The 19,939-nt window shown below is 71.0% G+C and carries 16 protein-coding genes; 5 read left to right on the top strand and 11 right to left on the bottom strand.

Going from position 1 to position 19,939, the window contains the following annotated elements; genetic code table 11:
• Positions 1-15: 15 nt before the first annotated feature.
• Entirely contained in the window at positions 16-606 is a 591-nt protein-coding gene (locus ASF27_RS13930; RefSeq protein ID WP_056360855.1) for a histidine phosphatase family protein, read from the bottom strand.
• 145 nt (positions 607-751) lie between these two features.
• On the opposite strand from ASF27_RS13930, the gene ASF27_RS13925 reads away from it, so the two are divergent.
• A complete protein-coding gene (locus ASF27_RS13925; RefSeq protein ID WP_082479095.1) occupies positions 752-1,783 on the top strand; it encodes a tyrosine recombinase XerC in 1,032 nt (343 codons plus the stop codon).
• Between the two features lie 40 nt (positions 1,784-1,823).
• Here ASF27_RS13925 and ASF27_RS13920 read toward each other — a convergent pair whose 3' ends face one another.
• The 10 genes from ASF27_RS13920 to ASF27_RS13875 all read right to left on the bottom strand — a co-directional run bounded on the left by ASF27_RS13920 (position 1,824) and on the right by ASF27_RS13875 (position 15,304).
• Entirely contained in the window at positions 1,824-3,446 is a 1,623-nt protein-coding gene (locus ASF27_RS13920; protein ID WP_156467520.1) for a tetratricopeptide repeat protein, read from the bottom strand.
• Between the two features lie 108 nt (positions 3,447-3,554).
• Positions 3,555-4,202 (bottom strand): HAD family hydrolase, encoded by a 648-nt coding sequence (locus tag ASF27_RS13915; protein WP_244473809.1) that lies wholly within the window; start codon positions 4,200-4,202, stop codon positions 3,555-3,557.
• A gap of 176 nt (positions 4,203-4,378) precedes the next feature.
• On the bottom strand, positions 4,379-5,740 hold the full coding sequence (gene gltX / locus ASF27_RS13910) for a glutamate--tRNA ligase (RefSeq protein WP_056360850.1): 1,362 nt from the start codon (positions 5,738-5,740) through the stop codon (positions 4,379-4,381).
• Positions 5,741-5,750: 10 nt separating this feature from the next.
• Positions 5,751-7,034: a hybrid sensor histidine kinase/response regulator gene (locus ASF27_RS13905; protein WP_082479137.1), complete on the bottom strand. Its 1,284-nt coding sequence runs from the start codon at positions 7,032-7,034 to the stop codon at positions 5,751-5,753.
• Between the two features lie 65 nt (positions 7,035-7,099).
• Positions 7,100-8,272 carry an FIST N-terminal domain-containing protein gene (locus tag ASF27_RS13900; RefSeq protein WP_056360843.1) on the bottom strand — a complete coding sequence of 391 codons (1,173 nt, stop codon included), beginning with the start codon at positions 8,270-8,272 and terminating at the stop codon, positions 7,100-7,102.
• Positions 8,273-8,366: 94 nt separating this feature from the next.
• Entirely contained in the window at positions 8,367-9,233 is an 867-nt protein-coding gene (locus tag ASF27_RS13895) for a hypothetical protein (RefSeq protein WP_056266858.1), read from the bottom strand.
• Positions 9,230-11,314, bottom strand: a complete 2,085-nt coding sequence (locus ASF27_RS13890; RefSeq protein WP_244481009.1) for a glycosyltransferase — start codon at positions 11,312-11,314, stop codon at positions 9,230-9,232. Before ASF27_RS13890 ends, ASF27_RS13895 begins: the two co-directional genes overlap by 4 nt.
• Positions 11,315-11,325: 11 nt before the next feature.
• Positions 11,326-13,191 (bottom strand): glycosyltransferase, encoded by a 1,866-nt coding sequence (locus ASF27_RS13885; protein WP_347379637.1) that lies wholly within the window; start codon positions 13,189-13,191, stop codon positions 11,326-11,328.
• A complete protein-coding gene (locus ASF27_RS13880; RefSeq protein WP_056360838.1) occupies positions 13,188-13,862 on the bottom strand; it encodes a hypothetical protein in 675 nt (224 codons plus the stop codon). The genes ASF27_RS13885 and ASF27_RS13880 overlap by 4 nt, the downstream gene beginning before the upstream one ends.
• A 44-nt stretch (positions 13,863-13,906) precedes the next feature.
• Positions 13,907-15,304, bottom strand: a complete 1,398-nt coding sequence (locus ASF27_RS13875) for a M20/M25/M40 family metallo-hydrolase (protein WP_056360835.1) — start codon at positions 15,302-15,304, stop codon at positions 13,907-13,909.
• Between the two features lie 214 nt (positions 15,305-15,518).
• Here ASF27_RS13875 and ASF27_RS13870 point away from each other — a divergent pair, with 214 nt between their 5' ends.
• From ASF27_RS13870 to ASF27_RS13855, 4 genes are all read left to right on the top strand, one after another.
• Positions 15,519-16,025: a (2Fe-2S)-binding protein gene (locus tag ASF27_RS13870; RefSeq protein ID WP_056360831.1), complete on the top strand. Its 507-nt coding sequence runs from the start codon at positions 15,519-15,521 to the stop codon at positions 16,023-16,025.
• A complete protein-coding gene (locus ASF27_RS13865; RefSeq protein WP_056306233.1) occupies positions 16,022-17,032 on the top strand; it encodes a xanthine dehydrogenase family protein subunit M in 1,011 nt (336 codons plus the stop codon). The genes ASF27_RS13870 and ASF27_RS13865 overlap by 4 nt, the downstream gene beginning before the upstream one ends.
• Before the next feature lie 14 nt (positions 17,033-17,046).
• A complete protein-coding gene (locus ASF27_RS13860) occupies positions 17,047-19,299 on the top strand; it encodes a xanthine dehydrogenase family protein molybdopterin-binding subunit (RefSeq protein ID WP_056360828.1) in 2,253 nt (750 codons plus the stop codon).
• A gap of 163 nt (positions 19,300-19,462) precedes the next feature.
• Positions 19,463-19,906, top strand: a complete 444-nt coding sequence (locus ASF27_RS13855; RefSeq protein ID WP_056266841.1) for a hypothetical protein — start codon at positions 19,463-19,465, stop codon at positions 19,904-19,906.
• Positions 19,907-19,939 lie beyond the last annotated feature (33 nt).

Below are 19,939 nucleotides of genomic sequence, written 5' to 3'. Positions count from 1 at the left end.
GGATCCGGGCTCCGCTCAGGCCCGCCGGGTGATCCGGTCCACCCCGAGGTCGAGGTCCACGGTCTCGCAGTTGTCGAGCCACACCCCCGTGAGGTGAAAGAAGAACGTACCGTGTCCGACCACCGCGATGGTGCGCTCGGGCCGCGCCGCGAGCCAGTCGCGAAACGCCGCCACGCGACCGTCGAACAGGGTGCGGGGCTCGACATGGATGCCCTCGGCATCGGGCTCGCCCTCGGCGTGCCACCAGATCTCGGGCAGGTGATCGATGGCGACATCCGGGAACTCGGCGGCCAGCACGGAGGCGGCCCGGCCCATGTCGCAGCTGCTCTCCTGGCATTCCCGGTGCAGCACCTCCACGAGGATCTTCGGCTTGGCCGGATGGCCGGCGAAGATCCCCTTGGTGGTCTGAATCGCCCGGGTCAGGGGCGAGGTCACCACGAGGTCGAAGGCGATGTCGTGGAGACCGGTGCGCGCGGCCTCGACCTGAGCCAGGCCCCGCTCGGTCAGGCGGGCATCGATGTGGCCGGGGTCGCGCCCCGTGAGGCGATGGGCGGCGTTGAAGGTCGATTCGCCGTGTCGGATGCAGACGATGCGCGTCGGGGTCATAGAAATCCGGTCTGGATGGGCGGGGGTTCCCGTCGAGATAGGCGGCGGCCCACGGGCTGGAAAGGGCGCTGGGGTCACGCTTCGTCAACGGAGCCTCAACCAAGGGCGCGTTGAGTGGGCGGCCGAGCCCTCCAGGATCGCCCCCATGCTCCAGCCGACGCCGCCCCCGCCGGACACCCTGGCCGCCCTGGAGGCCTTGCGCGCGTCCGAGACCCTGGCCTTCCCGGGTGATGCGGCCCTCCGAACCGCGTTCGGCACCTGGCAGGACGAATTGCTGCGCGAGCGCCGGATGTCGGGCAACACCGCGGAGGCCTATGCCCGCGACCTGCGCCAGTTCCTCGCGCACCGGCAGGCCCGGCACGGCCGCCCCGACATTCCCGGTCTCATCGCCCTGAAGCCCCGCGACCTGCGCGGATTCCTGGCGGCGCGCCGCGCCGAGGGCATCGGCGGGCGCTCGCTCATGCGCCAGCTCGCGGGCCTGCGCTCCTTCGCCCGGCACCTCGCCCGCGAGGGCCACGGCACCGTGGCCGCACTCGGCGCCGTGCGCTCGCCCAAGGTCGAGCGCCGCCTGCCGCGGCCGATCCCGATCCCCGCCGCCAGGGCGATGACCGGCACGGCGCTGCGGGACGGCGAGGACCGCGAGCCCTGGGTGATCGCCCGCGACGCCGCGGTAATCGCGCTGCTCTACGGTTCGGGCCTGCGCATCTCGGAGGCGCTCGGCCTCACCGCCAAGGATGCGCCCCTGTCGGGGACGGATTCGATCACCGTCATCGGCAAGGGATCCAAGATGCGGATGGTGCCGGTGCTGCCCGCCGTGCAGCAGGCGGTGGCGGCCTACCTCACCGCCTGTCCCTACAGCCTCGACCCGGAGGGACCGCTTTTCGTCGGCGCCAAGGGCGGCCCGCTCTCGCCCCGCATCATCCAATACGCCGTCGCGTCCATGCGCGGCGCGCTGGGCCTGCCGCCGAGCGCGACGCCGCACGCCCTGCGCCACTCCTTCGCCACCCACCTGCTCGGCCGCCAGGGCGAGTTGCGGGCGATCCAGGAGCTGCTCGGCCACGCCTCGCTGTCGACCACCCAGCTCTACACCAAGATCGACGCCGCCCGTCTGATGGACGCGTTCGACGCGGCCCATCCGCGGGCGGGAGCGATGCGGCGGGTGTCGGGGGCGGCATAGGCCATCGGCCGAAGCCCGCCGGGCCGCCCGGTCGAGGCCCCTACAATTCGGAGTCCGGCACATCGATGCCGGATAGCGTCCCGTCGGCCAGGCCGCGCGCCCGCGCGAAGCGCGGGTGGTCGCGCAAGTCCGGCTTGAGACCGAGCGCCCTGTCGAGATCGGCGCGGGCACGCGCGACGTCGCCTTTCTGGCCGTAGGCGATGCTGCGCTCGAACAGCGCTTCGGCCCAGTGCGGCCGCAGGGTCAGGGCGTCGTTGAAGTCGCCGATCGCCCGCACGGATTCGTTCCGGCGCCGCCACATCAGGGCCCGGTTGTACAGGGTGACGGCCCGCACGGTGGCATCCGTCGCCAACTGGAGAGCCCGTGCGAAATCCGCCTCGGCCCGAGCACCGTCTCGGAAGTGCTCGTAGAGCCCGGCGCGCACCTGATAGGCGAGCGCGATGCCCGGATCGAGCGCGAGCGCCCGGTTCACATCGGCCAGGGCGCCGCTCCAGTCCTTGAGGTCGCGCTTAGCGAGACTTCGATCGTAGAGGGCCAGGACGCCGTCCGGCTGGCGGCGCAGATACGCGTCGAAATCCGCGATCGCGGCGGCGGGCTCGCCCCTGCCCCGGTGCGCGATCCCGCGGTTGAGGTAGGCCGGGGCGTAGGTCGGATCGAGGCGCAGGGACGTGTCGAGATCGGCCAGCGCGCGATCCCGCTCCCCGCGGACCGCGTGACCGACGGCGCGGTTGAAGTACGCGAGGGCGTAGGACGGATCGATGGCGATCGCCGCGTCGCAGGCGGCGATGCCCCGGTCCGGCGCGCCGGTGTTGTTGAGGACGTTGGCGCGCCAGAGGAACGCCTCCTTGTTGCGCGGATCGAGGCGCAGGGCCGCGTCCACCGCCGCCAGAACGCCGGCAGCATCGTGCCGGTCGAACAGAAGTCCGGCCCGCAGGACATGGCTGTCGGCCCTGCGCGGATCGATCCGAAGGGCCTCGTCGATGTCGGCGAGGGCGGCCTCCTTCTCGCCCATCTGATTCAGAACGGCCGCCCGGATCGAGAGGATGGCGGGATCGGCCGGGACGAGGCCGATCGCCGTGTCGCAATCGCGTCGCGCCTGCGCGACCCGCCCCTGCCGGAACAGCACGAAGCAGCGGTTGCCCAGCGCATCGGCGTAGGACGGCATGAGCGTGAGGGCCGCGTTGCAATCCTCCAGGGCGCGATCGAGGTGCAGTCCATCCGCCTGGGCGCCGCACCGATTGCTGAGGAGAGCGGGCTGGTTCGGGGTCAGCCTGAGGGCTTCGGTGTAGTCGCGAATCGCCTCGTCCGTCCGCCCGAGGCGTCGCAGGGTGTGTGCGCGCCACCAGTAGAGATCCGAGGTCGAAGCCCCCTTGAGCGCCTCTCCCAGATCGGTCACCGCCTCGGCGAGTTGCCCGAGCTTGAGGAGGGCCATCGCGCGGCGGCGATGCAGGTCGGCCGTCTCGGCGTTCGCATCCGACGGCCTGTCGCGCAGCAGCAGCGAGCAGGCGGCGACCTGCGCGGCCCAGTCGCCGCGCCCACATCCGGCCGTCGCGATCTCGGCGGCCTGCGGCTCCGGGGCCGGGCCGCCGTCGAGCGCCCGGGCGGAGCCGCCCATCAGGGTCGCCGCGAGGATCGCGGCCATCCGCACCGGACTTGGGACCATCCTGAACCTCCCGCTCCGCACCCGGACCCCACGGGCCCGGACCCGAGGGGCCGAACCTCCGCACGCACAACGCGCAGACCCCGGCGAGTGTGCCGCCGCGCGGGAGGTTCACGGTCGGGGACGAGCATCCGGCGCCGGTTCGAACGACGGGCTCCGCACCACCGCCGTGGCGACGTCCAGCAAGGTCTCCCCGGTGATGTCCGGCGCCCGCAGGGCGGGCGAGTACGGACGGCCGCGCGCGACGTAGCCCGCCGTGAGGCCGGCGGCCATGGCGCCGTGGAGATCCCACGGATGGGTCGCGATGAGGGCCATGTCGCCCGGAGCGACCCCGGCCGCCCGTGCGGCGTGGAGGTAGACCTCGGCGCGTGGCTTTGCGAGCTTCACGTCCTCGACGGAAAGAACCCGCTCGACGAGATCCGCCAGGCCCGCCGCGGCGAGCAGGCCCTGCGTGGTGCCGGCCGCGCCATTGCTCAACGCGAAGATCCGAATGCCGGCTTCGGCGAGAACCCGGAATGCGGCCCCGGCGTCTTCGTGCGGGGGAAGGCTCTTCATCATGTCGAGGACGGCCTGCCTGCGCTCCGGGGCGGTCTCCAGGCCCTGCATGGCGATCAACTCGTCGAGGCACCCCGACAGCACGGACTGGAAGGGCGCGAAGGTGCCGGTCGCCGCCAACGCGAAGGTGTCCCGCAGTCCGGCGGGGTAGAGGAAGTCCAGGGCGAGGGGCGGCAGGCCCAACGCGACCAGCGCGGGCCGCATCGGCTCATGCTGAACACCGTGCCGATGATGTCGAAGGCGACGACCTTGGGGCGAGGGGGCATGACGGTTCCACCGGCGCGAGGCGCGTTGGGATCGAGGGCCGGGGTGATATCGCGGGCGTCGCACACGCCCACGGCAACGGGAGGGCCGCCCGGGATGCGCTTCCGTCCACGCGGTTAGAGGGTTCGCGCGCCCGCCAGCCGCTCCAGCACCCGCGCGCGGCCGATGAGGGGCAGGAGCCCCGCCAGGTCCGGGCCGTGCTCCAGGCCGGTCAGGGCGAGGCGTAAGGGCATGAACAGCGCCTTGCCCTTGGCGCCCGTGCGTGCCTTCACGGCGCCGGTCCAGGCCTTCCACGTCTCCCCGTCCCAGGGCTCGTCCGGCAGGACATCGACGGCCGTTGCGATGAAGGCCAGGTCGGCGATCACGGGCGTGACGGGTCCGGTCACGACACGCCACCAATCCCCGGCCTCGGCGACCTTGGCGAGGTTGGCCCGCACGCCGAGCCAGAACGGCTCCAGCACGTCTTCCGGCACGCCGAGGGCTAGGAGGCGGGCGCGGACCTCGCCCACCGGCATGGCGTGGATGAGCCGGGCGTTGAGGCCGTCGAGCTCGTGCGGATCGAACTTGGCGGGTGCCCGCGAGATGTGGGCGAGGTCGACGAGGCTCGCCAGCTCGTCCATCGACGCCACCGCCCGCACGGCCTCGGCCGACCCGGTGAGGACCGCGAGCGACCGCACGGCCGCCGGCTCGTAGCCGGCCTCGCGCAACCCCCGCAGGGACAGGTGACCGAGGCGCTTCGACAGCCCCTCCCCGTCCGCCGTGGTCAGCAGATTGTGGTGGCCGAAGACCGGGACCGGATGCCCCAGGGCCTCGAAGAGCTGCACCTGAACGCCGGTGTTGGTGACGTGGTCCTCGCCCCGGATCACGTGGGTCACACCGAGGTCGGCGTCGTCCACCACGGAGGGCAGGGTGTAGAGGTAGGTGCCGTCGGCCCGGATCAGCACGGGATCGGACAGGGAGGCGCAATCGACATGGGCCTCGCCGCGCACGAGGTCGATCCAGCCCACCGTGCGGGGTTCGAGCTTGAACCGCCAATGCGGCGTGCGCCCCTCGGCCTCGAGGGCGGCGCGCTCGGCCTCCGTCAGGCCGAGCGCCGCCCGGTCGTAGATCGGCGGCTGGCCGCGCCCGAGCTGGCGCCGACGCCGGCGCTCCAGCTCGTCCTGGGTCTCGTAGCAGGGGTAGAGCCGCCCCGCGGCCTTGAGACGTTCGGCCGCCGCATCGTGGATCGCCGACCGGTCGGACTGGCGGGCGCGCAAGTCGGGCACGATGCCGAGCCAAGCGAGATCCGTCTCGACGGCCTCGGCGAATTCCTGCGTCGAGCGCTCCCGGTCGGTGTCGTCGAGGCGCAGGAGGAAGCGCCCGCCATGGGTCCGCGCGAACAGGGCGTTGAGCAGCGCCGGCCGGGCATTGCCGAGGTGCAGGTAGCCCGTGGGCGAAGGTGCGAAGCGGACGAGCGGTGGGGTGCGATCGGTGGTCATACGCGACCGTCTAGCAGGCGGTTGGAGGCGAGGAAAACGCCGCTTCCGCCAGCAGGGCGGTGAGAAGGGCGCGCAGCTGCGCCGGCCGGGTCGGCTTGTGGACGAGTTCGGCCCCCAGGGCCTCCACCTCGGCCGCGATGGCGGCGCCGTGGTCGGCGGTGGTGACGATGACGGGCGGGACGCGCCCGGCCGTGTCGCGAAAGTGCTCGGCGACGGCGAGGCCGCAGGCGCCGTTGTCGAGGTGATAGTCGAGGATGAGCAGGTCCGGCCGGAGGTCCGCCGCCGCGACCCCGGCGAGATCGCGGAAGACGAACACCTCGGCGTCCCAGTTGCGCAGGAGGCGGGCGAGGGCGTCGGCCGTGGCCGGATCGTTCTCCACGACGAGGATCCGGGCGCCGGTCAGACGCGTGGCCACGGGGCCGACGCGCGCCTCGGGGGCCGGCGCGGCGGCGCTCACGGGCACGGTCAGGCTGACGCGGGTGCCGTGGCCGGGGCGGGAGGCGAGGGCGAGGGGATGGCCGAGGGCCGCCGCCATGCGCTGCACGATGGAGAGCCCGAGACCGAGGCCGGGCTCGCAATCCCGTGTCTCGGCCTGTCCGCGATAGAATTCCTCGAACACCAGCGCGCGCTCGGCCGGAACGATCCCGCAGCCGGTGTCGATGACCTCGATCCGGCACGCCTCACCGCGCGACCGCACGGCGAGGAGGACGCCGCCGGAGGTGGTGTAGCGCAGGGCGTTGGAGACGAGATTCCGGACGATGCGCCCGAGCATCACCGGGTCGCTCACCACCATGCGGTCCGCCCCGCGCACGTGCAGGCGCAGGCCCTTGCCCTCGGCGGTGTGCCGGAAGCTCGCCGCGATGCCGTCGAGGAGATCGGCGAGGCGCACGGGCCGGATCACGGGGTGCACCACCCCGGCATCGAGCTTCGAGATGTCCAGGAGGGTCTTGATCAGGTCCTCGATGGTCTGCAGCCCGCGCTCGATCTGGCCCGAGATCGCCCGGGCGTCCGGGCCGAGGGACATGTCGGCGAGGGCCGAGGCCGAGAGGCGGGCGGCGTTGAGGGGCTGGAGCAGGTCGTGGCTGGCGGCGGCGAGGAAGCGGGTCTTCGAGCGATTGGCCGTCTCGGCCTCCTCCTTCGCCGCGACCAGGGCCGTGTTGGACCGCTCCAGGCTGTGCATCAGCCCGGTCAGTTCCTCCGTCCGCGACCGGACCCGGCCCTCCAGCATGATCGCCGTCTGGAACAGCGAATAAGCGCTGCCCTGCTGGTCCATGCTGCGCTCGACATGGGCCATCAGCGCCGCGTTGATGCGCTCGAGCTTGGCGATGCGCTGCGCGCTCTCCGGATCCGGGGGACCGCTCACGGCAGCGGCCGCCGCCCGATGGCGATCCCCGTGAAGGTCTGGTTGAGGTGCATGGCCCGGTACTGCTCGCCGTAGGTCTCGAAGCCGACGACGTCGTAGCGCCGATAGAGGTCGCAGATGCCGTGGCGCCCTTGCGCGTGCTCGGCGTCGAGGCGGCGCAGGATGCAGTCGAACCCGATCACGAGGTCGATGCCGCCGAGTTGCGTCTCCAGGCGTTCGAGTTCGGCCCGGGTGGCGGCGACGATGTCGCGCGGCCGGGCGAGGGTGAGCACCACCCCCTCGTCGATGGCGCAGAAGAAGCTGAGCGACCCGTTCTCCGGATCGAGGCGCCGGATCGAGCGGCAGAAATACTCGCCGCCGATTCGAACGGCCAACGGATAGGCGGCAAAGCTCATCGGCGAGAGCCCTTCGGGGTCGAGCCCCACCGCCATGGCGTATTCCCGCGCCGCCGGCTCGGCGTTGAGCTCGTAGACGATGCGGCGCTCGTCGTCGGAGGCCGTCACCACGAACTTCGTCGTCGTCGGTTCGAAGTTGTCGCTCTTGAAGATCTGCGTCGGGTAATCGGTCTCCACGAGGAGCAGCACCGCCGCCCGCCGGTGGATCGCACCGCCGTGCAGGAGCGTCGCCTCCCGGAAATCGAGGCCGTCGCCGGCGGACCCGCCCACCAGCGGAATGCCGTCGAGGGCCCAGGCGATGGCCGAGACCACGGTCTCCTCGGCATTGGCGAGCCCGTCGATGAGGGAGAGGGCGAAGCGCCCGCCCTGGGGCGGCTCGCCGGCCTCGCCGCCGAGGGTGCGCCGCAGGGCGCGGACGGCGGCGGCGGTGCGGGCGACGTCGAGGTGATCGATGGCGTCGAGCACCGCGGAGACGATGCGAAAGCCGGCCATGGGAAACGCGATGAGCACGAGGCCTCGGGCGAGGCCCCCGGCCGGGCTGATCCCGCCCGACATGGTGCAGCCGGCGACCGGCACACCGGGGAAGTGCTTCGTCAGAGCGTGATTGAGGGTCTCGACGCAGACATCGGACGAGAAGAACACCACGATCTGCGACAGCTCGGCGGGGCCGAGGGCGGCGGCGATCTCGGATACGGCGCGGCCCGCCTCGGACGCATCCGTCCAGGCCGTTCGAATCCCGCATAGATGCGTGCGCACCTGCGTATCCTGGCTCACGCCTCGCTCCCGTGCCGTCGGGCGCGGGCTTGGCGCCCGTCAACCCATTGCGCCGACTGTGTCAGCGCGCCCGAACGCACGCAAGCGCGCCGCGTCAGCCGGCGGGCACGCCGACGGAGAGGCCGCCGCCCCGGCCGATGGCGCGGACGCGCGGCCGCTCGGGTACGAGGTCCCACAGCCGGGCCTCGGCGTAGCGCAGGCGCCGTTCCCCATCCGCGCCGGTCCCGTGGAAGCACTGCTCCAGGGCGAGGATCGCCGTCGGGCGCGGCGGGTGCGGTCGCGCGGTCGTGTCGATGTCGAGGGCGACGGCGTCCGCGATCCCCTGTGCGAAGCCCTCGACGGTCGCCACGAGGGCGGCCATCTCGGATTCGTCGAGGGTCAGGACGAGGCAGAGCCGGGGCGCGTCGTCGGGGCAGGCCTCGACGGGGATGTCGCGCCGGAAAGCGAGGGTAAAGCGCGGGGTCTCCGCACTGGGGTAATCCCACCGGTGAGCGGCCCGCACGCCGGCCAGCGCCACCCACTGGTCGGGCCCGGTGGAGGACGGCGCGGCGATGCGGCCTTCGGGGCGCCCGTCCTGGCGGAAATGCAGGAGGGGGTTGATGCCCGCCCGCCCGACATCGGGGTAGCGAGCGAGATACATCAGGGTGCTGAAGGCCGGGCTCGGATCGAGGCCGGCGGCGGCGCCCGTGCGCAGGTAATGGCGCACGGGGTCGAGGCGGGTCGGCCCGCTCTGGCGGCGATAATACGCCGTGTCGAAATCCGCGTTCGGATCGTAGCCGAGGCCGGCGCCGCGCCGGACGTAGTGCCAATACGGGTCGATCCCGGAACGGGCCACGTCGGGGTAGCGCGTCCGGTAGAAAGCCTCGTCGAACAGGCGCGGCACACGGCCGATGATGAGCCGACGAACGAGTTCCGTGATGCGCGCGACGGCACGCTGGCGGGGGTTGGGTTTCGCGCTCATGCGAAGGTCGGTGCCTCGCAGAGACGGCGCAGGGTCTGCGCGTAGCGCGTGGGGTCGCAGTCGGCCCGGATCCGATCGAGACCGGCCCGCCGAACCTCGGTCCAGAGGGCGTCGTCCGTGTGGAGGCTCGCCAGGGCCTCGGCGAAGCCTGCCGGATCGCGCCAGTCGCGGGTCAGGGAGCCGGTGCCGTCCGGCCAGCCGATCTGCGCGGCGAGGATCGGCGTGACCACGCCGGGCAGGCCGTGCGCCACGGTCTCGTGGACCTTGTGCGGGATGCCGGCGGCAAAGCGCGTCGGGGCCAGCGACACGCGGGCGGCATCGAGGATCGGGCCGACCGCGTCGACGCGGCCGAGGATCCGCACCCCCTCGCCCGAAAGCCGTTCACGGATGGACGGCGCCACGGCGCCGACGAGGGTGACGTGCGCGTCCGGCATACGCGCGCGAAGAAGGGGCCAGACGTCCGAAAAGAACCAATCGAGGGAATCGATGTTGGGCTCGCCCTCGCGGGCCAGCGACCCGAGGAACACGAAGCCGTCGCGCGCCGAGAAATCGGGCGGGTCGTCCCGGAAGGTCAGCGCATGGCCCAACACCGTGGCGTTGGGAACGCCGCTCGCCCGTAGCACCCGCGCCTCGGCCTCCGAGACGCAGACCACGTGGTCGGCCACGGCGAAGTGGCGGATCTCGCGCGCGCAGGCCCGCGCCAGGGCGGGGCCGTGGGCGGGAGCGCCGGAGAGCGCCTCGGTGACGAAGCCGCGCAGGGCGAACACGGCCTCCGAATCGAACACGATTCGGGAGCGCCCGACATCCCGCGGGGTGAGCCCGAGATCGTGCAGCACGCGGCAAGTCCGTTCGATGTTCGGCGGACGGCTGACCCAGAGCACGTCGTAGTAATCCGGCCGCTCCTGGACGAGGTGGCGCAGGCCGGCCTCGCCGCAGGGCTCGACGATCTCGATGCGGGTGGAGAGGTCGCGGGTGAGCCGGCCCGGTTCCTCGCGCTCGCCGTGGATGGAGCAGAACGTCACCGCGTAGCCGAGGCCCGCCATGGCGTTGAGGATGTGGTTGGCGCGCGGCAGGCCGGCACCGAGGTCGAGGTGCGGCACCCGGTCCTCGACGTAGAGGACGCGCAGGGTCCAGGGGTCGTGGTCGCGGGTGGCGAAGCCGGTGCGCTGCGGTCCCTGCCCGAACAGCCACGCCGCATGGCGCTCGCGAAAGCGCGCGCGGTTGCGGTCGAGCAGGCGCTCGACGTCGTCGCGCCGGGCGCTTGTGACGTTCTCGACGTGGATCGCGATGGCACGGGGCTGATACACCACCCGGCGCCCGGCCTGGTGGCAGCGCACGCACAGATCCGTGTCCTCGAAATAGGCCGGCGCGAACCAATCGTCGAACCCGCCGAGCTGCCCGAACAGGGCGGCCTCGATCATCAGCACGGCGCCCGAAACGTAGCCGACTTCGCGGGCGAAGGAGGCCTCGGGCGCGAAGGCATCGGCGCCGCCCCGGCCGTACGGATGCGTGGTCTGGGCGTCGTCGCGAAAATTCGCTCCGGCTTCCTGGAGAACGCCGCCCGGGAACACGAGGCGGGCACCGGCGATGCCGACGGCGTCGAACTCCGTGAAGGTGTCGAGGAGGGCGCGGAGAGCCCCGGGCATCAGGTCGACATCGGGGTTGAGGAACAGGAGATACGGCCCGCGCGCCAGCGCCGCGCCCGCGTTGCAGGCGGGGCCGAAGCCGATATTCTCGTCGTTAAGCACAACCTCGGCGCCGTCGACCCGGGCGAACAGGGTGCGGGTCTCGGCATCGGAGGCGTTGTCGACGACGATGACCTCGAAGGGCACGCCGGCCAGGGCCTGCCCGGCGGCGAGGCGGTAGAGGGTCCAGGCCAGCATGTGGCGGGCGCCGCGCGCGACGATGACGATGGACACGCGCGGCGTCGCTTCCGATCGGAAGCCGATGCGGACATCGTTGAGGAACAGGGAATTCCAGATAAGGCCCGCCTCGGCGAGGGCGGCCTTGCGGCCGGTGGCGGCATCGACGGCTTCGAACAGCGGCGTCATGGGCGACGTGGTCGTGGGCGAAGTCGTCATGGGTGAAGTCGTCATGGGTGAAGTCCGGGGGACGAGCCGGCGGCGGGCAGCCGAACGCGGCCGACGAGGTCGTCGTGCAGGATCAGCAGAAGGCCTCCGTTCGTCGGCGCCTCTCCTCCGTCCAGGATGAAGCTCGCCGGGACGGGCGCGAGATCCGTGCGCGTCGCGCTCAGGAACGGCAGCCCCTGGGCGAGCCCGAGGGGCGTGATGGCGCCCAGGGTCAGTTCCAGCGCCGCGTCGGGTTCGATCAGAAACGCCGCGCCCGGATGGCGGCCGCCGACGAGGTGACTCGGCAGCGCCAGAGCCAGGACGAACCGTCGGGGTCCGGCGCCGACGAGGCGGGCCTCGGCCTCCCAATCGGGCTGCACCCCGGCGATCTCCACCGCTACGGCGGCGCGGAGGGCCGGCGGCAACCGGCGCCCCCGCACCCATTCGGGACCGAGGGCGACTTCGGCTCCGGCGAGGCCGCTCGCGATTCCCCTCGAGGGTCCCTGCTCCGCTTGCACGAACCAGCGCCGCCGCTCGGGCGAATAGGGGGCCGTGCCCGGCGGGGCCGCGCGTTCGGTGGCGATGAGAATGCCGTGTCGGGCATCGTCCGGCTCCGCCGTGCCGAGGCCGGCCACGCAGGTCAGGGCGCCACCGGGCAACGCCAGGGTGACCGGATCGTGTCCATCGATGGCTGCGGGAGGCACCGCATCGCCGCGTTCGGGGATCAGATCTCCGATGTGCGCCCGCAAGAGCGTCAGAAGCGCGTCCTCCGCCGCCTGCGTGCCGGAATTATAGCTGGCGAATAAATTCGCGCAGGCCACTGTCAGCGCCGCCAGCCCGCGGGCGTCTTCCACGAGGGTGAGCACCTGGGCCTTGACCTCGTCCACACCCGCGCAGCGATGGGCCGGAGCGATGGGCGAAAAACCCTCGAAACCGATGCTGGTGCCGATGACGGGGACGCCGAAAGAGAGGGCCTCGGCGACCTTCATCTTGAGACCGCTGCCCATGAGCATCGGTGCCACGACGAGATCGACGCCGTCGTAGAAGTCCTCGATCCGATCGACATAGCCGGCTAACTCGATGCCCGGTCGTGGCCTCGCCCCGAGGCCCGCGCAGATCTCGCCGGCAATGACGAGGATCGGCCGGCTCGGGGTCCAATCCGCGCTCCAGGCTTCGGCGAAGCGCCCGATGGAGAACAGGTTCGGATCGTTGCCGTGGCCAATGAAGCCGATCCGGGCGAGGCGCTCCGGCGCGCGGAACGGCCGGCGGGCCGGGAAATGCGGCGGCAGGAGGTGGACCCGGGCACGGGTGATCGCCGCGAAATGCGCAGCCTCCTCCGCTTGAATCGCCAGCACCACGTCGGCCCGGTCGAGCCCTGCCGCTTCCCCGGCCGCGTCCGTGTAGAAGAAGTTCGGCTCGGCCCGGAACGGACGGTACTGCGCCTGCCGGTCGGCGAAGCGGTCGTGGGTGTCGATGAGGGTGAGGCGGCCGGGCGGCACCGCCGCGAGGCAGCGCGACAGGAACACGTAATTGACGAGTACGGCGCGGGTCTCGGGGTAGGCCGCGCAGTACCAGGCGACGAAGTCCCCGAGTTCGTCGGGGCACCAATCGTCGATGCTGAAGTGCCGGGCGCGCGTCTTGAGGGGGATCGCGGCCTTCGGTTCGACCCGGAAGGTCCGCTGAAAATGCCGGGCCATGGCCGCCGCATCGGTGGGCGGGTGCTGGCCGAAGCGGCGGTAGATCTGGTCCTCGTGGGCGAAGTAGGCGAGATCGACGGCGAACCCGCCCCGCGCCAGGGATTCGCAGGTGGTGACGAGGCGGCGCCGGTTGCCGGCGCTCGTCGGGAAGGCCGGCATCGGCGCGATCACGAGGACGGTCGGGCGGCTCACGGGCGCACCCGAACGGCGGTGATCCCGTCCGATCCGACGAGGAGGGCGGCGTCGGTGGTGCCCGTGGCGGGCTCGCCCCAGACGGGATCGAGGGTGAGGACCGCATGGGGCGCGGCACCGAAACGCAAGCGGGCCCGCGCCACCCGGGCGCAGCGCCACCGGGCACCGGAGCGCAGCATCAGGACGCTCGGGACACGGCTGCCCGTCAGGGTCGCCTCGCCCGAACCCGCCAGCGCGAGGTCGGGTGCGCCGGCCGAGGCCTCCCGACTTTCGGCGAGGGCCGACAGGGCGGGGCCGAGGAGCGCCAGCAACGGGGTGAGGGCACCATAGGTCGCGGGGGTCAGGGCACCCAGCACGGCCGGGCACAGGGTCGAGCGCTCGGCCGGATCGAGTTCGGCCGCCGGACGCGGCGGCGGAACCGAGACGATCAGGTCGTGGAAGTGCGTCGCGACGGTCAGGCTCCCACCCGGATCGTGGGCGGAGAGGACGAGGAGCGCCATCGGCTCCGTGCCGGGCCGGCCTAGGCCGCAGAACGCCCAGGTCAGGAGTTCGCCCGCGCCGAGGCCCAGGGGAATCGGCAGGGCGGTGGACAGGGGATAGCGGACGACGAAGACGCCTTCGCCCACCGCGAAGAGATGTCCGTCGACCCGTTGCGCGGATGGCTCCGTCATCGGGACGGGACGCGGATACGCAAGTCGCGTTTCTCCGACCGCGCTCAGGCCGCCCGCCCGGCGGCGCCGAAGGCCGCCAGGATGCGGGCCCAGGAGCGGGTGCCCTTGTGGAAGCTCTTAAGGTCGTACTTCTCGTTGGGCGAGTGGATGCGGTCGTCGTCGAGGCCGAAGCCGATCAGGAGCGTGTTGCGGTCCAGCAGCCGTTTGAAGTCGCCCACGATGGGAATCGAGCCGCCGGCCCCGATGGTCACGGCGGGCACGCCCCATTCCTCGGCCAGCGCCGCGCGGGCGAGGTCGAGTTCCGGCATGTCGTAGGGCAGGCTGATGGCTCGGCTGCCCTTGTAGCAGATCACCTCGACGGAGCAGTCGGCGGGGATGCGTTCGCGCACGAAGGCCTCGAAGGTTCGCGCGAGCCGCTCGGGGTCCTGATCGTCCACGAGGCGGAACGAGACCTTGGCGCTGGCCTCGCCGGCGATCACCGTCTTGGTGCCCTCGCCCGTATAACCGCCGATGATGCCGTTGACGTCGCAGGCGGGCCGCGACTGGACGAGTTCGATGAGCATGCGCCCGTGCTCGCCGGCTGGCTCCGATAGGCCGATGGGGCCGAGGAACGTCTCCGCCGTGAAGTCGAGGCCGCGCCACTGGTCGAGGATGGCCTGCGGCGTCTCGCGCACGCCCTCGTAGAAGCCCGGTAGCGCCACCTTGCCGTCGGCGTCGTGCAGATCGGCGATGATCTTCGACAGGACGTGGATGGGGTTGCGCGCCGCGCCCCCGAAGAAGCCCGAATGCAGGTCGCGGTCGGCGCAACGCACCTTCACCTCGAAATACGCGAGGCCGCGCAGGGACGTGGTGATGGCCGGCGTGGTGGGGTTCCACATGCTGGTGTCGCACACGAGCACGATGTCGGCGTCGAGCTTGTCGCGGTTCGCCGCGACCCATTCGGGCAGGCCCTGCGAGCCGTTCTCCTCCGCGCCCTCGATCAGGATGGTGACGCCGCAGGGCAGCTCGCCCGCCATGGCCAGATGCGCCCGGCAGGCCTCAATGAAGGTCATGACCTGACCCTTGTCGTCGGAGGCGCCGCGCGCGACGATCTGCTGCTCGCCCTTGGCGTTCAGGGCCATGCGCGGCTCGAAGGGCGGCGTCTCCCACAGGGCCAGGGGGTCGACCGGCTGCACGTCGTAATGGCCGTAGAACAGCACGTGCGGTGTGCCGGGCTTCGGCGCATGGGCCAGCACCACCGGATGCAGCGAGGTCTCGTGGATGCCGGTCTCGAAGCCGAGCGCCGTCAGCGTGCCTTCCAGCCACTGCGCCGCCGCGCGGCAATGGGGTGCGTAGGCGGCATCGGTGGAGACGGACGGGATGCGCAGGAACGCGAACAGGCGCTCCAGGGCGTTGTCGAGATCGCGGTCGATGTCGTTGAGAACCGGAGCGAGCGCAGTCATCGGACGTCCTTCGTCGGGAATCGACACCGGGTTAGCCGAGGTGCCGTGAGGGCGCAAACCTTCCCGCCGGGCCCTGAAAGGGAACAGGCGCAATCTGGAACGGTTATCGAGTGGACCGACCAGGGACGGTGATTTTCCCCCTGCCTGCCGTTTCGACCGAATTTCCGAAATCCGGCGGCCGTTGCGGTCGCTGCTTCTGTCACGGACACATGCCATGCTCATCGAAAGCGGCGCACCCGGCGCGGCGAACACCATCGCCATCAGCCTGACGATCAACGGGCAGGCCCGCACCCTCGACGTCGCCCCGTGGACCACCCTCCTCGACCTGCTGCGCGAGGATCTTGACCTCACCGGCACGAAGAAGGGCTGCGATCACGGCCAGTGCGGCGCCTGTACGGTGCTGGTCGACGGGGTGCGGATCAATTCCTGTCTGGCCCTCGCCGTGATGAAGGACGGGGCCAGCATCACCACCGTCGAGGGCCTGGCCGAGAGCGCCGGTCTCCACCCGCTCCAGGCAGCCTTCGTCGAGCACGACGCGTTCCAGTGCGGTTACTGCACGCCCGGACAGCTCTGCTCGGCGGTGGGCATGATGACGGAGGGCCACGCGCATTCGCGCGAAGAGATCCGCGAGGCCATGAGCGGCAACATCTGTCGCTGCGGCGCCTACACCAACATCGTCGACGCCATCGAAGACGTGATGCAGGCGGGAGCCGCGAAATGAACCGCTTCGATTACGTCCGCCCTGAGACCGTCGCCGACGCCGTGAAGGCGGTGGCGGGGGGCAACGCGCGCTTCATCGCCGGCGGCACCAACCTCGTCGATCTGATGAAATACAACGTCGAGCAGCCGGGCCGCCTCGTCGACATCACCCGTCTGCCCCTCGACGCCATCGCGGCGCGCGACGGCGGCCTCAGCATCGGCGCCCTCGTGACCAATTCCACCGTCGCGTACGACGCGCAGGTGAAGGAGCGTTACCCGTTGCTCGCCAGCGCGATCCTGGCGGGGGCCTCGGGCCAGTTGCGCAACGCCGCCACGACGGGCGGCAACCTCAACCAGCGCACCCGCTGCTACTATTTCTACGACGAAGCGACACCGTGCAACAAACGCCTGCCCGGCTCCGGCTGCCCGGCCATCGGCGGCGTCAACCGCATCCACGCCATCTTCGGCACGAGCCCGAGCTGCATCGCCACCCACCCCTCCGACATGTGCGTGGGCCTGGCCGCCCTCGACGCGGTGGTGCGGGTCGCGGGGCCGGAGGGCGAGCGGACGATTCCGTTCGCCGAGTACCACCGCCTGCCGGAAGACAATCCGGAGCGCGACACCACCCTGAAGCCCGGCGAGATCGTGCTCTCCGTCGACCTACCCGACGAGACCTTCGGCCCGCACCATACCTACCTCAAGCTGCGCGACCGCCTGTCCTATGCCTTCGCCCTCGTGTCGGTCGCCGCCGTGATGACCCTCGACGGCGACACGATCCGGTCCGCCCGGTTCGCCCTGGGCGGCGTTGCCCACAAGCCGTGGCGCGACAGGGAAGCCGAAGCCTTCCTCGCCGGAAAGCCGGCGACGCACGAGACCTTCGCGGCCGCCGCCAACATCGTGGTCGCCGCGGCCCAGCCCCAATCCGAGAACGCGTTCAAGGTCGAACTCACGCGACGCGCCCTCGTGCGCGGCCTGTCCCAGGCCGCCGCCGGCACGCCCCAGTCGCAGTCCGACAAGCGCATCGCCTGAAGGAAATCCGCTCCATGGCCAAGTCCATCAATTCCTCCGGCACGGACACCTACGTGGGCACGGCGCGCAGCCGCGTCGACGGTCCGGCCAAGGTCACCGGGCAGGCGAAGTACGCCGGTGAGTTTTCCGCGCCGGACCTCGCCCACGGCTACGTCGTGTCGAGCGGCATCGCCCGCGGCCGCATCACCGCCCTCGACACCGCCGCCGCCGAAGCCGTGCCGGGCGTGATCAAGGTCCTCACCCACGAGAACCGGCCCCGCACGGCGTGGCTCGACTACAATTACCAGGACATGGTGGCCCCGCCCGGCTCGCCGTTCCGGGCCCTCTACGACGACAAGATCCAGTACAGCGGTCAGCCCGTCGCCCTGGTCGTCGCCGAGGATTTCGACACGGCCCGCCACGCCGCGTCCCTCGTCAAGGTCGCCTACGAGGCCGAGGCCCCGACCACCGATCTCGAGGCCCAGCGCGAGCTCGCCTACGAGCCGCCGAAGAAGCGCTCGGGCATCAAGCCGCCGCCGGCCCCGTGGGGCGACGCCCCGGGCGCGTTCGACGCCGCGCCGATCAAGGTCTCGCAGGATTATCGCCTGGCCGTGGAGCATCACAACCCGATGGAGCCCCACGCCTCCACGGTGGTGTGGGAGGGCGACGGCAAGATCACCGTCTACGACAAGATCCAGGGCGTCGTGAACACCCACGGCTACATCGCCGCGGTGTTCGGTATGAAGAAGGAGGATGTGCGCGTCCTCAACCCGTATCTCGGCGGCGGCTTCGGCTCGGGCCTGCGCCCGCAATACCAGCTCTTCCTCGCCGTGCTGGCCGCCCGCGCCCTGGAACGCTCCGTGCGGGTGGTGCTGACCCGCGACCAGATGTTCACCTTCGGCTACCGCCCCGACGTGCTCCAGACCGTGTCGCTGGGCGCGGATGCCTCGGGCGGCCTTCGGTCGATCCGGCACGACGCCATCTCGGGCACCTCGAACTTCGAGGATTACCAGGAGGTCGTCGTCAACTGGTCGGGCGTGCTCTACGATTGCGACAACGTCGCCCTCTCCTACAAGCTCGCCCAGCTCGACACCTACACGCCGTCCGACATGCGCGCGCCCGGCGCCGTCACGGGCGTGATGGCGCTCGAAATCGCCATGGACGAACTCGCCTACGAGACGGGGCAGGACCCCATCGCCCTTCGCCTCAAGAACTACAGCGAGAGCGACCGGACGGAGGGCAAGCCGTTCAGCTCGAAATCCCTGCGCGCCTGTTTCGCGGAAGGCGCGGAGCGCTTCGGATGGTCGACCCGCAATCCGGAGCCCCGCTCCATGCGCGACGGGCGCGAACTCATCGGCTGGGGCATGGCCACGGGCATTTGGGAATCGATGATGCAGCAGTCGAGCGCGAGCGCGACGCTGACCCAGGACGGCAAGCTCACGGTCGGCAATGCCACGGGCGACATCGGCACCGGCACATACACCATCCTGACCCAGATCGCCGCCGACACCCTCGGGCTGCGGATGGAGGACGTGACGACGAAGCTCGGCGACACCGACCTCGCCGAGGCGCCGCTCGCCGGCGGCTCGTGGACGGCGGCGTCCTCCGGCACGGCGGTGATGCGGGCCTGCCAGGATCTCGCCGGGCAACTCTTCGCCCTGGCGCGCGGGCTCGACGATTCCCCGCTCGCCAACGTCGATTTCGACCGCGCGGTGTTCAAGGATGGGCACATCGGGGTAGCGGGCGACGCATCCCGCAGCATCGCCATCACCGATGTGCTGAGGGCCACCGGCACGGAAACCCTGGAGGCCACGGGCTCGGCCGGGCCGGATGCCGCGCACCAGAAGGCCTTCTCGCCCTACACCCACTCGGCGGTGTTCGTTGAGGTGAAGATCGACGAGGATCTCGGCGTGATCCGCGTCACCCGCGTGGTCTCGGCCATCGCGGCGGGCAAGATCCTCAACCTCAAGACCGCACGCAGCCAGATCCTCGGCGGCGTGGTCATGGGGATCGGCTCGGCCCTGGAAGAGGAATCGATGCTCGACCACGCGCTGGGCCGGTTCATGAACCACAATCTCGGCGAGTATCACGTGCCCGTGAACGCCGACATCCACGACATCGACGTGATCTTCGTCGACGAGGAGGACAAGGCCAATCCCATGGGCGTGAAGGGGCTCGGTGAGATCGGCATCGTGGGAACGGCGGCGGCGGTGGCCAACGCGGTGTTCCACGCCACGGGCAAGCGCATCCGAGAACTGCCGATCACCATCGACAAGCTCCTGGCCTGAGCCCCGGTCGCATCCGCGACAAATTTCCGATGTCGAACACACCGGTTTCCAAGTCGGTGGAAGGTAGAGATTTGCGTGGGACGCATGGCATCCAAACATGGAAGTGCAGCGCAATATTTCATATTGCGTCGCACCATTCATCCTCCATATACCAGCTGTGGAGATGGTAGCGGAGCGGGACGTGTCGGACATTCTGCAGAGGCCACGGCCCACAACGCGGGTCGGTGACAGCGAGAAGATCACGATCAACCTCGGCTACGTCGACCTCGGGCATATCGACCTTCTCGTTTCCGAAAGCCTTTATGCCAACCGCTCCGACTTCATCCGCACGGCCGTCCGCAATCAGATCGTCCGCCACGCCGACGTGACGCGTCAATCCGTGGCCCGCAAACACGTGGAACTCGGTCTGCGCCACTACGGCCGCCTCGATCTCGAAGCCCATCGCGCCGCCGGCACCACCCTGGATATCCGTGTCCTGGGACTCGCCAGCATCGCCGCCGACGTCTCCCCCGAACTCGCGCGCGAGACCATCGCGTCCATCGAGGTCATGGGCAGCCTGCAGGCGAGTCCCGCCGTCAAGGCGGCGCTGGCCGACCGGTTGCGCTGACTACCCTCGCCTTATCGTCAAGCCCCGCCCTTC

Origin of the sequence: Methylobacterium sp. Leaf102, assembly GCF_001422425.1 — a bacterium.
Classification (GTDB): Bacteria; Pseudomonadota; Alphaproteobacteria; order Rhizobiales; family Beijerinckiaceae; genus Methylobacterium.
This window is presented reverse-complemented; position numbering and strand designations above follow the sequence as displayed.